Here is a 12,716-nt window from a genome sequence, read left to right as displayed (position 1 = left end):
GGGTTGTGGGCGGGGTCGAGGGTCCGTTGCCGATCGGCGGTCAAATCGCGGGGTTTGGTGACGTGACTGAGTCGCCGCGCAAGGGAACGGGCAATGGGATGCGATTTGCTGCCAGCCGAGAGGCGAATCCTTGCCGGTTCCCACGCATCGAGGCGGCCAGGGCGGGCCAGACGGGCAACTATCGCGAGTGGTGGTCGTAAATTCAGGGATTTCGAGCACCTCGCACATTCTCAAGGTTGCAACTGCAACGCCTCTCCTGTGATCATCCGTAAGTTGATTAGTTTGGAGCGCTTGCATGCTCGGTTCGCCGTCTGCGCCGCTCGCCCGCCAAGGCCGATTGCTTTCTCGCACCTTGAGACTGGTGAAGAAGGAGCGGCGCATGACCTCGCTGGAGGTCGCGTTGAAGATGGGCGTGGCGTTGAGAACCTATCAGGACTTCGAGAAGGGCAAGGGCGACTTCGACCTCTGGAAGATCCGTCGGTTCGCCAAGGCCACTCGAAGCGACGCGATCGGCATCGTTCTGGCGGTGATGTACGGCAACCCGAAGATCGCCCTGATCACAATGCGCAGCAAGTTCCTGATGACGGGTTGGATCGGTTTCCTTGAGCTGTGGCGCACGCTGGGCGACCGGCTTCATCTGATACCGGCCGCCCAAATCCTGCTGGGCTTGCGGAAGATGGGGGAGCACTTGCACGAATTCCTGGATCGTCGCGCCGGCTCGATGGAGGCGTGGTTGGAAAACTCCCTGGAGGAACTCTACGAGGACCCCAGGGAGGCCGATGAAGACTAAAGCCCAGCTCGGAGCCCTAGCTGGAGGATGGCGGCGGGGCAACGGCGGGCGCCGGCGGCTCGGCGCGGCGGATCCAGGTGAGCGGCAAGACGCCATCCTCGGCGGCCATGATCCGGCCGCTGATCGGCTCGGGCCAACTGGGGTCATCGAGCTTGAGGCTCAGCACCGCGCCGCTCGCGTCGCTGACCCGCCAGGCCGCACCGCATTCGCGCGTGCCCGAATGGGCGATGAAGTCCGGCGCCTTGGGCGAGAACTTCTCGGCCGGTGTCAGGCTGATGGTGACGTCGAGCGTGAGCGTGTCGACGCGTCCGGTAAAGCCGTCGCCATCGCGATGGAAGTGTCCGATCGTGGTCATGGTGTCTGTCCTTGAGCCTACCCCAGGTATCGCCGAGCGGCCCGTCATGGCGGCGGTTCGAGGGCCAGCTGGGGGGAGTTGAGCTGGTCGCTCGAACCGCCGCCTCGCCGCGCTCCAGGGGGGACGAGAGCGGGCGACGGCGCGGGTGCGAAATGGACGCCTGGGCGGGCGGTTGGAAGCGTCCTCGCGAGACCCGCCTGAGGGTTGTGAGCCGGCATTTTCCGGGCCTCAAGACGCGCAAGCCCGCCGTCGTAGGAAGACAGGCCATGGCGTGGAATCGGCGGTGCGCCCGGTCGGCGACTGTGCTTACACGCCCCCTCGTCGCCCCCTTCGCGCGCCGCGCCCGCCCCCCCAGATCGGCGGGGCGGGCTGGCCGCTCAGTCCTCCTTGTGGCCGTTGCTGCGCGACCAGACCAGGGTGTGGACGCCCTCCATGACCACCAGGGCCGCGTTGATGGCGGCGCCGAACGAGGGATCGTCGAGGCGGACCGACAGGTACTCGTTGTTGTCCTTGCTGGTCTTCTTCCAGGCTGCGCCCAGATCGGCGCTGCCGCAGGCGATGCGGTAGTCGGGCGCCTTGTCGTTGGTCTTCTCGCCGAGCGGGCGGAACTGGACCTTCTTGAGGTTGATGGCCAGGGTGTTGATGGCGCCCGTGAACGAGCCGTCAGCATTGGCGGTGAAGGTGCCGATGGTAGCCATGATGGTCTCTCCGATCTTGTCCGGGCCGCGCCGATCGCGGCCTCGATGGCGATCGCTGGACCGGGGTCGACGTCCGCCCCGCAGGGCGCGCCCTGCCCGTTCAAGGCAGATTGGGGGCGCGCTCCCGGAGCCTTTGGCGGAGGACCGAGGGCGTTGAAGTTTCTTGTGTCGCGAGGAATGGGGCGCTCGCGCCCCAGGGGAAGAAAGTCCAAGGCCAAGGTTGCGGGGACGGACCGATCCCCGGTCAGATCAGGCCAGAAGAGGTTGCGTTCGACGCGCTCGGCGAGATCTCTTGGAGAGACCATCATGGCGACCAGCGGCGTCTTCACCGCCGGCGCTGACGGCTCGTTCACGGGCGCCATCACCGCCCTGGCCGGCGAGCGAAAGGGTCCGGTTTCGCACCTCCGGCGAGACGACCCACGACAAGCGCCGGATTACCGCATCGCCTGCGGCGGCGCCGGTCTGGGCGCGGCCTGGAAGAAGGCCAACAAGGACAGCCACGCGGCGCTGTCGGTCCGCCTCGACGACCTCTCGTTCGGCGCCGCCATCGACGCGGCCCTGGCGGTCATGGAGGGCGTCTACAGCCTGGTCTGGTCGCGGAGCAACGGCCACAAGGCGCACTGAGCGGCCAGCTCGCCCCGCCGATCCGGCGGGGCGGGCGCGGCGCGCGAGCCTGGCGGGTCCAGGATTTTGTGCGGGTGGGCGACACAAGGTAGAGCACGACCATGGTCATGCTCGCCGTCGCCGCCACCGAGATCATCGCCTGCACGGCGCCCACCGTGCACGACGGTGACACCCTGCGCTGCGGCAAGGCCGCCATCCGATTGTTCGGCGTCGACGCGCCCGAGGTCAGGCGTGGCAAGGCGCCGGCCGAACCGCTGGCCTACGAGGCGCGCGACCTGCTGATCAGCCTGACGCGCGGGCGGGTCGGCTGCCGGGTGGTGAATGAAGACCGCTACGGTCGCCAGGTGGCGCGATGCTGGTCGAGCGCCTCGCCCGACCTCAACGCCGCCATGATCCGATCAGGCCTGGCCACCGAATGGCGCGCCTACAGCAAGGGCGCCTACACCGACATCCAAGCTCAGGCGCAAGCGGCCGGACGGGGCGCCTGGGCGCCGGGGGCCGCGCCTCGAAAGGCGCGCTAGACCTTGGCGTCCTCGATGGCCTTGAGGTCTTCGAACGAGTCGGCGATCTCGCCCAGCGTCAAGGCTTCGGCCCGGGTCCAGACTCGCGTCTCGCGGTCCTTGCTGACCTTGATCTGGATGCCGCGATAACGCATGCCCCGTCCGGGCGAGGTGCAGCAGGTCGGCAACGCCATGCCCACCCAGTCGTCGCGCTGGAACGTGATCAGGCCGGGCCGGTCGCCGTCGTTTCCGGTCTTGTCGTGGTCGGCCTGCATGGCCGCCAGGAGCACGTCGATCTCGGCTTGGGTGATCATCGCGCCGCGTTAGGATGATTCCGCGCCGGGCGAGCCGAACGATCCTCTCAGCGCCCGCGACGTCCACAGCTTTGTCGCCTCGTCACCGAGGACGGCGTTGGCCGCGTCCATGAGGGCAGGCACGCGCCCCATCGAGTCTGGCCGTCGCAGAGATGGACCCTCGATCGCGTCGGCTCCCGCGCGTTGACGGGTTCCCGGCAATGCAGAGCGGCCGATCCCAAAGGATCGGCCGCGCCCGTCCGCCCCCGTTTCAACGCAAGGATGATGGGCGGCCTTTCGGCCGCCCATCCCCCTACTCGGCCGCCGCCAGCAGAGCCGCGACCTGCGCCTCGTCCTCGGCCGACAGCGCCACCGCGTCCGACAGCACCGCGTCGAGATCGCAGAGCGGCGCCTCGTCCTGCCCTTCCGAGCCGGGTTCGAAGGGCGCGGCCTCCTCGTCTTCGCGCTCGACCGGATCGGCCTTGGCTGCCACCGCGCCCTCCCCGGCTTCGGCCGCGCTTTCGGCAGGCCGCGCCCCTGCCGTGCGCAGCACGGCTGGCAGCCAGCCCGCCTGGACCAGCAGCGGTTCGGCGGCGGCGACCATGTCGGGCTTCTTGAGGCCCGAGAGCCGCGCGGCGGCTTCGGCCGACACACCCTCGGTGACGGCGGCCATGATCTGGGCCTTGGTCACGCGGTCGAGATAGTGCGTGGCGGTGGGAGACCAGTAGGCGCGCATGTCCAGGTCGAGGGCGCTGGCCACGGTCTCGACGTGGGCCAGTTCGGTCTTGGGCCGACGCACCCACGAGCGCACGCCGTCGAGCGTCAGGCTCACGCAGTGGGCCAGCAGGCTGGCGCGGCTGTCGCCATCGAGGCCGACGACGAAGTCCCAGATGTCCTCCGGCGTTCCGGGCACCTGGCGTCCCCAGAGGCGATGACGCTCGGCGATCGCCAGCCCGGCCGGGCTGTCCTCGATCCCGTCCCCGAAGTCGTTGAGGTTGCGAGACCCCCAGCGGATGTCGAGGCAGGTGGCCGGGTAGCCCATGGCGAACACACGACTGACCAGGGCATGGACCAACGCCACCTGGGCAAGGTCGGGGTTCTGGGCCAGGGCGTCGCGCAGGGCCGCGCTGCGATGGGCGGTCAGCTCGGCGATCACCCGGTCGGGCAAGGGCGCGGCCGGATCGCCGACCAGCTCCTCGGCGTCGCTCGCCTGTTCGTCGTCGCCGCTCCCTTCGGGCGCGTCGCCCTCAGGCGCGTCGGACGCGTCGGCGGTCTGGCCCTCGCCGTCATCGGCCTCGTCCTGCGGGTCGGGGACCGGTTCGTCCTGCGGCCGCACGAAGCCGCGCTCGACGCGCGGCGCCCCGCCGACCTGCTCGCCCAGGATCACCATGAGCCCCGCCCGCGCCTTCTCCTCGGGCGTGTGGCCGTAGTCGTCACCGAAACCCTCCAGCTCGGCCTCGATGGCTTCGAGACGCGCGGCGACCTCGGGCGGCGGCGGCTCGATGTCGGCCCATTGCTCGGTCAAGGCCGCCGCCTCGGCCTGCAGGCTGTTGATCGCCTCGATCACCTCGGGCGGGCGGGCCAGCACGTGCTCGAAGATGCGCGAGCAGCCGTGGCCGTACGGGTAGTCCAGATGCGCCGAAGCCCACTTCCAGCCCTCGCGGTCGCGGATGTCCTGGGCCAGGGCGGCGAGCTTGTCGTTGACCAACCGGTCGAGAAGGCCCGCGTCCTCGATCCAGCCGCCATCGATGTCGAAGAAGAGGTCGGGCAACACCGGACCGCCCGCCGCGACGTAGGCCTCAAGACCCACGAACCGGACCCGGCGGTCGCTGGTGGCGACCTTGTGCTCGGTCATCAAGCGTCGGATCGTCCTGGGCGACTGGTCGTGCGCCGGAAGGTGGGTGTAGACGGCCACCTGCCGATCGGGGTCGGGATTGACCGCGAAGGCGGTGATCTGGTCGAGGGTCAGGACCGCCTCGCGATAGAGATCGAGCAAGGCCGGGGCGACCATGCCCAGGCGCAGGCGCTGGCGCACGATGCCCGGCTTGACCCCGAACCGGGCGGCGATCTCCTCGGGGCCGTAGCCCTTGCGCTCTGCAAGGTCCTTGAAGGCTTCGTACTGGTCGGCCGGGTGCATGGTTTCCTGGCTGATGTTCTCGTCGAGCGAGACCTCGGCCGGGTCGTTGGTGGTGTCGACGATGCAGCGCACCAGCACGGCCCTGGACAGGGCCTTGCGCTTGGCCAGCAGGCGCAAGGCTTGGCGGCGTCCTTCTCCCGCCGTCACCAGGAAATAGCCCGTCTCCTTGCCGTTCTTGATTTCCGGCTCGACCACCGGCGGCTGAAGCACGCCCTTGACGCCGATGGTCGCGGCGCGGGACTCGATCGCCTCGGGCCGATGACCGACGCGGCGAACATTGTTGGGCGAGGCCTTCAGGCGATTGAGCGGGATATCCCGCACCTCTCCGAACTGGGCCACACCGGCGGCCACCGCCGTCTGTGGGGCGGTGGGGTTGCTCTGGGAAGTCGAAGTCATGTCTGCCTCCTTGGGCTGGGTTGCAGGCACGCAAGGCGCGCCTGAAACCCTGCCAAGCGGCGAGCGCGGGGGTGCAAGCGGAGGGGCGGCTTCGCGGGGACCCGGCTGCAGGGCCGCCTTGACCGGTCGCCCGTCCCTGCCCGCATGGCCCGAAGCTGGGCGGAAGCCGATCCGAAGCGCGCTGGGGGCGGAGCCCCAAGCCACCGGCCGCGGCAGCGGCCGAGAAAAGCTCCGCGTCACGGCGTGTCCCGGCCTGCCCTTGCGAGCGCCACGCCACCAGAGCCTGCGGTCGTGTCGAGGTCCGGGGCGCGCGAGGCGCTGGCCGGCGTGTCGCCGCCCGTTACGGGAGCCGGCCTTCGCAGAGATGGTCCCTCGTCAGACCGGGCCTGCGCAGGGATGGGCCCTCTTCGCGAACGCCGTACGAGCCTGACGACCGCCGACATCATCGGGTCGAGGGCGGATCGCGCGGCGGCGCCGCTCGTTGACCTGGAGACGCCTTGACCGCGCGTCGCCGCAAAGGACCGTCAGAGCCCGCATGACCAGACCCGCCTATGCGCCGTTCGAACGCGACATCGCCCGCCTGGCCGAGATGCTGGGCGGGCGGCGCGAACACGCCCGGTTCGTGTTCGACGACCTGGCGGCCGAGGCGGGCCATGTCGCCCAACACCATGGCGTTCCTTTCTGCCAGGCCCTGCGCGCGGCGGTCACTGCCTTCCAGATCGACTTCGTCCAATCGCGCGACGCGGCCCTCGCCCACGCCGCCGCCTGCGCCCGGCTGGAAGTGTTCGCGCTGCTGTCGGGCGGACCGGACTAGGACGGCCCATGGCCAAGCCCAGCCTCGCCAGCCAGAAGAAGGTGACCGCCCAGAACCTGGCCGGGCTGGGCGCCGAGCGCTTGGCGGAGATCCTGGTCGAGGTCGCCGAGACCCGCGCCGACCTCAAGCGTCGCCTGCGCATGGAGCTGGCCGCCGGCCTGGGCCCCGGTCATCTCGTCCCGGAGATCGACAAACGCCTGGCGGCGCTGGAAACCAGCCGCGGCCAGGTCACCTGGCGCCAGAAGCCCGCCTTCCTGCGGGATCTCGACGCCTTGCGCGGTCTCCTCGCCGAACGCCTGGGTCCGGACGCTCCGGACGCGGCGCTGGAGCGCCTGTGGCGGTTCTTGGCGACCCATCCCCAGACCGCGCGCCGGATTAAGGACCGCGACGAGAATTTCGAGGCGATCTACCGCGCGGCCGCGGCCGACCTGGGCGCCCTTCTGGCCGGGCATGACCCGCACCTGGCCGCCAACGCCGTGGTGGACGCCGCCGCCGCCGCGCCGCAGGCGTGGGCGGCCTGGGCGCCGGCCGCGCTGGCGAAGATCGCGCCGGCCACCGCGGCGATCGCCTTGACCCTGGCCCGGGCCAAGTCACGGCCAACGCCGGGATGGATGGTCTTCATCCGGCATCTGGCCGACGCGGCCGGCGACGTCGCCGCCTATGCCGAGACCTTTGGCCAAGCCGCGCTGACCACGCCCTCGGTGTCGGTGGAGGTGGCCCGGCGCTGGCTGGCGGCCGGCCGGGCGGCCGAGGCAGGGGCGGCCCTGCGCCTGGCCGCGCCCAAGCCCAGGGGTCTGCTGGGCCGTCTGGCCGCGCCCGATTTCGATTGGGAAAGCGCCTGGATCGACTACCTCGACGCGGCCGGTGACAGCGACGCCGCCCAGGCCGTGCGCTGGGCCTCGTTCCAGCGAACACTAGACGTGTCGCGGGCAAAGGCCTTTGTTGGCCGGCTCTCGGGCTTTGACGACGTCGAGGCCGAGAGCGAGGTCTTCGCACTGGCGGCCGCCCACGAAAACTTCGAAAAGGGCCTCTCGGTGCTGACGGCATGGCCAGCCCTGGCCGAAGCCAGCGCCATGGTCATGGCGCGCGGACGCGACGCGCGTATCGATCCGGAACAGGCCGAGGCCTTCGCCGGCAAACTTCGCCGCCGCTTTCCGGCCGCCGCCGAACGCCTGCTGCGCGGCGCAGCGGCCACCGCGTTTCGGCGCGGCGCCCTGAAGCTCTCAGACAGGCTGACCCAGGAAGCCGAGGCCCTCACCGACCGCTGATCCCCGCCCCGAGCACGACCCCGGGTGTGTGACGCTTCGGCGGCGCGAACGGCCTTTCCTGGCGGCGCGCCGCGCGTCACGCTGCCGGGTCGCCCGGCGATCGACGCAAACCATAACCTAGGATAATGCGCGACCTGGGCTTCTTGGCGATCGGAGGCCTATGGATGAGCAAGCAGTTGGGCGCGCCGTCGCGCCCGGGGCGCCGAAGGGACGCCGCGATGAGGTCTTCGATTGGAACGACAGCGAGCGCGCGGCCCTGGCGGCCATCCTTGGCCCCATCCAGCACCTGCCGCGCGACCACGTTCTCAAGCGTGACGGCGTCGAACCGCCCCATCTCTTCCTGCTGGTGGACGGCTGGGTGGCCTCGTCGATCACCGTGGCCTCGGGTCGCCAGCAGACGGTCAAGATCCATCTGCCCAGGGACCTCCTGGGCGCGCCCAGCCTGAGCGTGACGCGGACGGCCGAGTGCTTGACGGCGATCACGCCGATCGTCATCCGGCCGATATCGCGCGGCGACCTGATGGGCGTCCTGGCGCGCTTTCCTCGCATCGCCGCGGCGCAGTTCCTGAACGCCCAGCGTGAACGCGTGGTGTTGATGGAGGCCTTGGCGCTGATGGGCCAGACCGATGGCTCGGTGAGGATCGCCGGCACGCTGATCGATCTCCACGATCGCTTGGCCGCCTTGGGTCTGGCCGATTTCGGGACCATTCCCCTGCCGCTGACCCAGGGCCAGATCGGCGATCTCGTGGGCCTGAGCCCGGTGCATGTGAGCCGAAAGCTCGGCGCCATGGAGCGCGCCGGCCTGATCCGGCGCGGCGTGCGCACGATCAGCCTCCTGGACCTTCGCCGGCTGCGGTCGATGACCGGCTTGCCCCAGCACACCGACGTGCGCGATCCGGAGTGGATCAACTTCGCCTGACGGGTAGCGTCCGGTTGGCTCCGCCGAGGCCTCGTGTCGACGCCTCGCGGCCAAGGACGGCGCCACCGCGTCGCGACTGTTGTCTAGCCCGCCTCGGGATCGCCGAAGAGGCGCACCATCCGCACGGCCTTGGGGTCGCCATCGTCGGCCAGCTGCAGCAGCTCCGGATGGCGCGTCTGGGGCGAGAAGATGTCGAGGTGGGCTTCATGGACATCGGTCCAGTCCTCGGCCTCGCCCGGCATGATGACCCGCAGGTCTGGATCGAACCGACGCAGCTGATCAATCAACGCGCCGACCGTGAGCGGTCCGTAGAGCGCTGGCGGCGGGGCGTGACGCCGCGCGCGCACGAGGACGGCCAAGGCATGCCGCACGCGTCGCCAGGTGGGGCGGGCCACCCTCATGAGGCTCGAGGCTTGGACCGCGAGCGTGTTCATCGGCTAGAACAGATCGGCAGGCCCGCGCCCGGCCGCGTCCCGGCCCCGAGCGCAAAGACCGGCGCGGCGTCGAACGTCACGAGCAGGACCGCCAGCGTCACGGCCCGCAAACGGGCGGCCCTGGCGGTCCCGACGCGCGGACGCGGACTGGTCATGTCAGTGCGCGCCACGCTGCAGGTAGGCGCGGACGGCGTCGGCGCCGTTGCCGACCTCGGCCACGGCCTTGGCCAGGTCGTCGCGGCTGACGCCGAGCGCCTTGGTCCAGTACTCGACTTCGTATGCCTCGCTGAGGCTGATGCGCGAAGCGTCCTGCGGCCCGCGCTGATCCTTATCGTCCGACATCAAGCTCTCCGGTGGTGGTCAACGATCAAATGATGGGCGCGGCCTAACGGTCGCGCACGTAGACCACGCGGGTGCTGCGCCCGCGCAGCAGCAGGCCCAGGAGGACGCCGACGCCTGCGGCGATGCCCAGCGCGCGCGCCGGCTTGAGCTGCACCCAGGCTTCCAGGTCGCCGTAGCGGTGCTGGACGGTTTCGGCGGTCTCGCTCGCCAAGGCCGAAATCCGCTCGCGCGCCTCGCCGATCGCGGTCTCGGCGACCTCCTTGACGCTCGCCGCGGCCGCCTTGGCCGAAGTCTTGGCCGCCTTGAAGCTCGGCGGGTTCTCGCGCGGCGGAAGCTCGCCGCCCAGTTCGCCGATGAAGCTCTCGCCGTCGGTGCGGTAGTCGGTCATGTCCGTCCCCTGCTCTGAAAATCCCTGGTCGCCGTTGGGCGTCCGGGAACAGAAAACCTGGCCAGGCGGATCGTTCCTGGGCGCCAAGCCGGAACCCAATGGGATAAGCGCGGGCCCCTTTAAGCCCCCGGCCGAACGGCGCAGAGAGCGGATCGATGTCCCGCGCACCGACGCCCTCCTGACGAAGCTGATGGGCAGTCGCGTGCGAGCGCCGTGAGCCGTAAGCTTTGAGCCTGCCGACAACGGTAGGAAGGCGGGCCGGGCCCCTGCTGGTCGCGGTAACGGCTTGGGTCGGCAAAGGGAACGGACGCACGCCCCGCGCGTCTAGGGGACGGGCGCGGCCAAGTGCGCGCGAAGGATCCGACATGACCGAACCTGCCTACGGCCACGGCGCGCTTCCCGCGACGATCCGCTCGCGCATGATCGCGGGCGTCAACGGCCTGGACGTGCACATCCTGGAGTCAGGGTTTGAGACGCCAGACCGCCCCCTCGTCCTTCTCCTGCACGGCTTCCCGGATCTGGCGTACGGGTGGCGCTACGTCATGCCGCTGCTGGCCGACGCTGGCTATCATGTCGTGGCGCCTGACCAGCGCGGCTTTGGCCGCACGACCGGCTGGATCAATGACTACGACACCCCGCTCGCCCCGTTCAGTCTGCTGAATGTCACCCGCGATGCGCTCGGCCTGGTCTTTGCGCTGGGCTACCGCCAGACGGCCCTCGTGGTCGGACATGATTTCGGCTCGCCCGTGGCCGCCTATTGCGCCCTTGCCCGGCCAGACGTCTTCCCCGCGCTCGTCTTGATGAGCGCCCCCTTCCCCGGCCCGCCCGCCTTCCCGTTCGACACTGCGACAGGGGACGCATCGTCTGAGAAAATGTCTGCGCCCGCCCAGGATTTGGCCGCCGCGCTCGCCGCGCTGGATCCGCCGCGCGAGCTCTACCAGCACTATCTCGCCACCCGACAAGCCAATGAGGATCTGACCCGGCCGCCGCAGGGGCTTGCCGCGTTCCTTCGGACGTTCTTCCACGTGAAGAGCGGTGACTGGTCCGGTAACAGGCCTCATCCGATCAGCCCGCCGACAGCGGAGGCGTTCGCATCGCTCCCGACCTACTACATCATGGAACGGGGCAAGACGATGTCTGAGAATGTCGCTCCGTTCAGCCCTTCGCCCGCTGAGGTTCAAGCCTGTAGCTGGCTGAGCGACGAGGATTTGTCTGTCTATGTGCAGGAGTACGGCCGCAACGGTTTTCAGGGCGGCCTTCAAACCTATCGTGTGTACGCCGATCCGACGCTGAATGCTGAGCTACGCTTGTTCTCCGGCCGGACGATCGACGTGCCGTCGCTGTTCATTGGCGGGGAGCGTGACTGGGCGCCGTATGTGGCGCCGGGCGCGATCGACGCGATGACGACCAGGGCGATGACGAAGCTTCACCGTGTCGAGATGATCGACGGCGCTGGCCACTGGATTCAACAGGAACGGCCACGCGCCCTGACGAACGCGATCCTCGATTTCCTGCGGGAGATCGCGGCGACCTAGCCGCTCGTTCGCGTCTCTTGCCCCTAGCGCTCGCGCAGGAACGTTATCCTTGTGACGCTCTGTTGGGGGGCGGTGGTGAGGCTCGGCTCGACCTATCGGAACCAACGTCGCGCCGAAACCAAGTAGGGCTGATAGCGACGGCTCATGGCCAGGGCCACCTCATGTTCGTGAACGGCAGTCCAGGCCAGCGGTGGGCGTCCCTGGCGCGCCAGCCAATGCTCAAATTCCCGCTTCACGTCGTCCATTGACCACTCGCCCCTCTCGCCGCTTGCGTCCAGTTCGTTCTGGAAGACTTCAAAGGCGGAGCGGATGTCGGCGGCTGTCGCGATCATGGCGGTGCGAAAACAGACAAACGCCGTCGAAGTTCCGCGCCGCGCCGAGACAAGCTCTACAATCGCGCTTCGCCATCCCGTACGTCGACACGGCGGCGCGGCCCGGGCGATCGTCCGCGAGCGGCCAAGGCGTGGGCGGTGCTGCGAAAGCGCTGGATACGCCCTTCGACTACCGAGAAATCCCGGCCGGCGGACTGCCGCGCCTTGGGGCCGGTCCTTATCCTGGCCCCATGGCGCGGCAACGACGTCTAGGATTCTTCCGCCAACATCAAGGTCAGCACCCGGCGGGTGACGGCGGGGTCCGCCGGGTCCGGCGAGGCCATGCACAGGTCAAGGTCGTAATAGTCGACCTTCCAGAAAAGCCTCGCGCCGCCCACTTCGATGGTCCCGAAGTCCCGCTCGCCGTGAGGGTCGTTGCCCGCGCCGAACGCGTCGAACGCGCTGACCAGCGCGAAGGCTCTCAACTGGTCGGTCAGGTCCAGCGCCCGCACGCCGGGCGTCAGCACCCAGCCCGCGCCAGGCTCGGCGCGGCAAGCGTCGTTCAGGGCCGCGACGGCGGCGGTATGATCTTGCTCGGTCATCATAGTCTCCCTTCAGGGGTCCGGGGTCAGGGCGCAAAGCGCGCCTGACCCCGACGCCCGTCGGCGAGACCGGGTGTGCAAACGGAGGGTCGTCTTCGCGGGGACCCGGCTGCAGGGGCCTTCCCTCCCGGCCGCCCATCCTTGCGACCAGGCCCCGAAGCTGGGCGGAAGACGATCCGAAGTGCGCCGAGGGCGGAGCCCTAAGCCGCGCGGGCGCCCTGGGCGCCCGCCAAGAAAGATTAAGCCTGCACAGGAGCCCGCGCGCAGCGCGCGGCGGGAGGCGGCGTCGAGGCTCCGGCGGGGGGGGGGG

At 69.6% G+C, this 12,716-nt stretch carries 17 protein-coding genes; 8 read left to right on the top strand and 9 right to left on the bottom strand.

Annotation, left to right across the window (positions count from 1 at the left end; translation table 11 throughout):
* Together AC07YH_RS08465 and AC07YH_RS08460 are read left to right on the top strand one after the other, a co-directional pair.
* Positions 1–200 (top strand): hypothetical protein (locus AC07YH_RS08465; RefSeq protein WP_494746553.1); only part of this gene is annotated, 200 nt, incomplete at its 5' end.
* A gap of 95 nt (positions 201–295) precedes the next feature.
* Positions 296–790 (top strand): helix-turn-helix domain-containing protein, encoded by a 495-nt coding sequence (locus AC07YH_RS08460; protein ID WP_494746552.1) that lies wholly within the window; start codon positions 296–298, stop codon positions 788–790.
* Between the two features lie 16 nt (positions 791–806).
* On the opposite strand, the gene AC07YH_RS08455 is transcribed toward AC07YH_RS08460, so the two are convergent.
* A complete protein-coding gene (locus tag AC07YH_RS08455) occupies positions 807–1,145 on the bottom strand; it encodes a DUF736 domain-containing protein (RefSeq protein WP_494746551.1) in 339 nt (112 codons plus the stop codon).
* Positions 1,146–1,522: 377 nt separating this feature from the next.
* Positions 1,523–1,843 (bottom strand): DUF736 domain-containing protein, encoded by a 321-nt coding sequence (locus tag AC07YH_RS08450; protein WP_494746550.1) that lies wholly within the window; start codon positions 1,841–1,843, stop codon positions 1,523–1,525.
* Between the two features lie 306 nt (positions 1,844–2,149).
* Between AC07YH_RS08450 and AC07YH_RS08445 the strand changes: the two genes are divergently transcribed.
* The gene (locus tag AC07YH_RS08445; protein WP_494746549.1) at positions 2,150–2,467 is read left to right on the top strand and encodes a DUF736 family protein; all 318 of its coding nucleotides are present in this window, start codon (positions 2,150–2,152) and stop codon (positions 2,465–2,467) included.
* 101 nt (positions 2,468–2,568) lie between these two features.
* Positions 2,569–2,988, top strand: a complete 420-nt coding sequence (locus AC07YH_RS08440; protein ID WP_494746548.1) for a thermonuclease family protein — start codon at positions 2,569–2,571, stop codon at positions 2,986–2,988.
* Here the strand turns inward: AC07YH_RS08440 and AC07YH_RS08435 are convergent.
* Positions 2,985–3,281 carry a hypothetical protein gene (locus AC07YH_RS08435; protein ID WP_494746547.1) on the bottom strand — a complete coding sequence of 99 codons (297 nt, stop codon included), beginning with the start codon at positions 3,279–3,281 and terminating at the stop codon, positions 2,985–2,987. The genes AC07YH_RS08440 and AC07YH_RS08435 overlap by 4 nt on opposite strands.
* 292 nt (positions 3,282–3,573) lie before the next feature.
* Complete coding sequence (locus tag AC07YH_RS08430) at positions 3,574–5,793, bottom strand: ParB/RepB/Spo0J family partition protein (protein ID WP_494746546.1); 2,220 nt, start codon at positions 5,791–5,793, stop codon at positions 3,574–3,576.
* Positions 5,794–6,328: 535 nt separating this feature from the next.
* Between AC07YH_RS08430 and AC07YH_RS08425 the strand changes: the two genes are divergently transcribed.
* From AC07YH_RS08425 to AC07YH_RS08415, 3 genes are all read left to right on the top strand, one after another.
* On the top strand, positions 6,329–6,607 hold the full coding sequence (locus AC07YH_RS08425; protein ID WP_494746545.1) for a hypothetical protein: 279 nt from the start codon (positions 6,329–6,331) through the stop codon (positions 6,605–6,607).
* An 8-nt stretch (positions 6,608–6,615) separates the two neighbouring features.
* Positions 6,616–7,875: a DUF6880 family protein gene (locus AC07YH_RS08420; protein ID WP_494746544.1), complete on the top strand. Its 1,260-nt coding sequence runs from the start codon at positions 6,616–6,618 to the stop codon at positions 7,873–7,875.
* Between the two features lie 160 nt (positions 7,876–8,035).
* Positions 8,036–8,794: a Crp/Fnr family transcriptional regulator gene (locus AC07YH_RS08415; RefSeq protein ID WP_494746543.1), complete on the top strand. Its 759-nt coding sequence runs from the start codon at positions 8,036–8,038 to the stop codon at positions 8,792–8,794.
* 83 nt (positions 8,795–8,877) lie between these two features.
* Here AC07YH_RS08415 and AC07YH_RS08410 read toward each other — a convergent pair whose 3' ends face one another.
* From AC07YH_RS08410 to AC07YH_RS08400, 3 genes are all read right to left on the bottom strand, one after another.
* On the bottom strand, positions 8,878–9,189 hold the full coding sequence (locus AC07YH_RS08410) for a hypothetical protein (protein WP_494746542.1): 312 nt from the start codon (positions 9,187–9,189) through the stop codon (positions 8,878–8,880).
* A gap of 195 nt (positions 9,190–9,384) precedes the next feature.
* Positions 9,385–9,570 (bottom strand): DUF3606 domain-containing protein, encoded by a 186-nt coding sequence (locus AC07YH_RS08405; RefSeq protein ID WP_494746541.1) that lies wholly within the window; start codon positions 9,568–9,570, stop codon positions 9,385–9,387.
* 43 nt (positions 9,571–9,613) lie between these two features.
* Entirely contained in the window at positions 9,614–9,958 is a 345-nt protein-coding gene (locus tag AC07YH_RS08400; protein ID WP_494746540.1) for a hypothetical protein, read from the bottom strand.
* A 365-nt stretch (positions 9,959–10,323) separates the two neighbouring features.
* Between AC07YH_RS08400 and AC07YH_RS08395 the strand changes: the two genes are divergently transcribed.
* A complete protein-coding gene (locus tag AC07YH_RS08395) occupies positions 10,324–11,493 on the top strand; it encodes an alpha/beta fold hydrolase (RefSeq protein ID WP_494746539.1) in 1,170 nt (389 codons plus the stop codon).
* Positions 11,494–11,585: 92 nt separating this feature from the next.
* On the opposite strand, the gene AC07YH_RS08390 is transcribed toward AC07YH_RS08395, so the two are convergent.
* Together AC07YH_RS08390 and AC07YH_RS08385 are read right to left on the bottom strand one after the other, a co-directional pair.
* Positions 11,586–11,825 carry a hypothetical protein gene (locus tag AC07YH_RS08390; RefSeq protein WP_494746538.1) on the bottom strand — a complete coding sequence of 80 codons (240 nt, stop codon included), beginning with the start codon at positions 11,823–11,825 and terminating at the stop codon, positions 11,586–11,588.
* A gap of 248 nt (positions 11,826–12,073) precedes the next feature.
* Positions 12,074–12,406: a DUF3768 domain-containing protein gene (locus tag AC07YH_RS08385; protein ID WP_494746537.1), complete on the bottom strand. Its 333-nt coding sequence runs from the start codon at positions 12,404–12,406 to the stop codon at positions 12,074–12,076.
* Positions 12,407–12,716: the final 310 nt, after the last annotated feature.

This window comes from Caulobacter sp. GW456-12-1-14-TSB4 (assembly GCF_059424195.1).
Note: the sequence above shows the minus strand (reverse complement) of the source record. Positions and strands in the feature narration are given on the sequence as shown.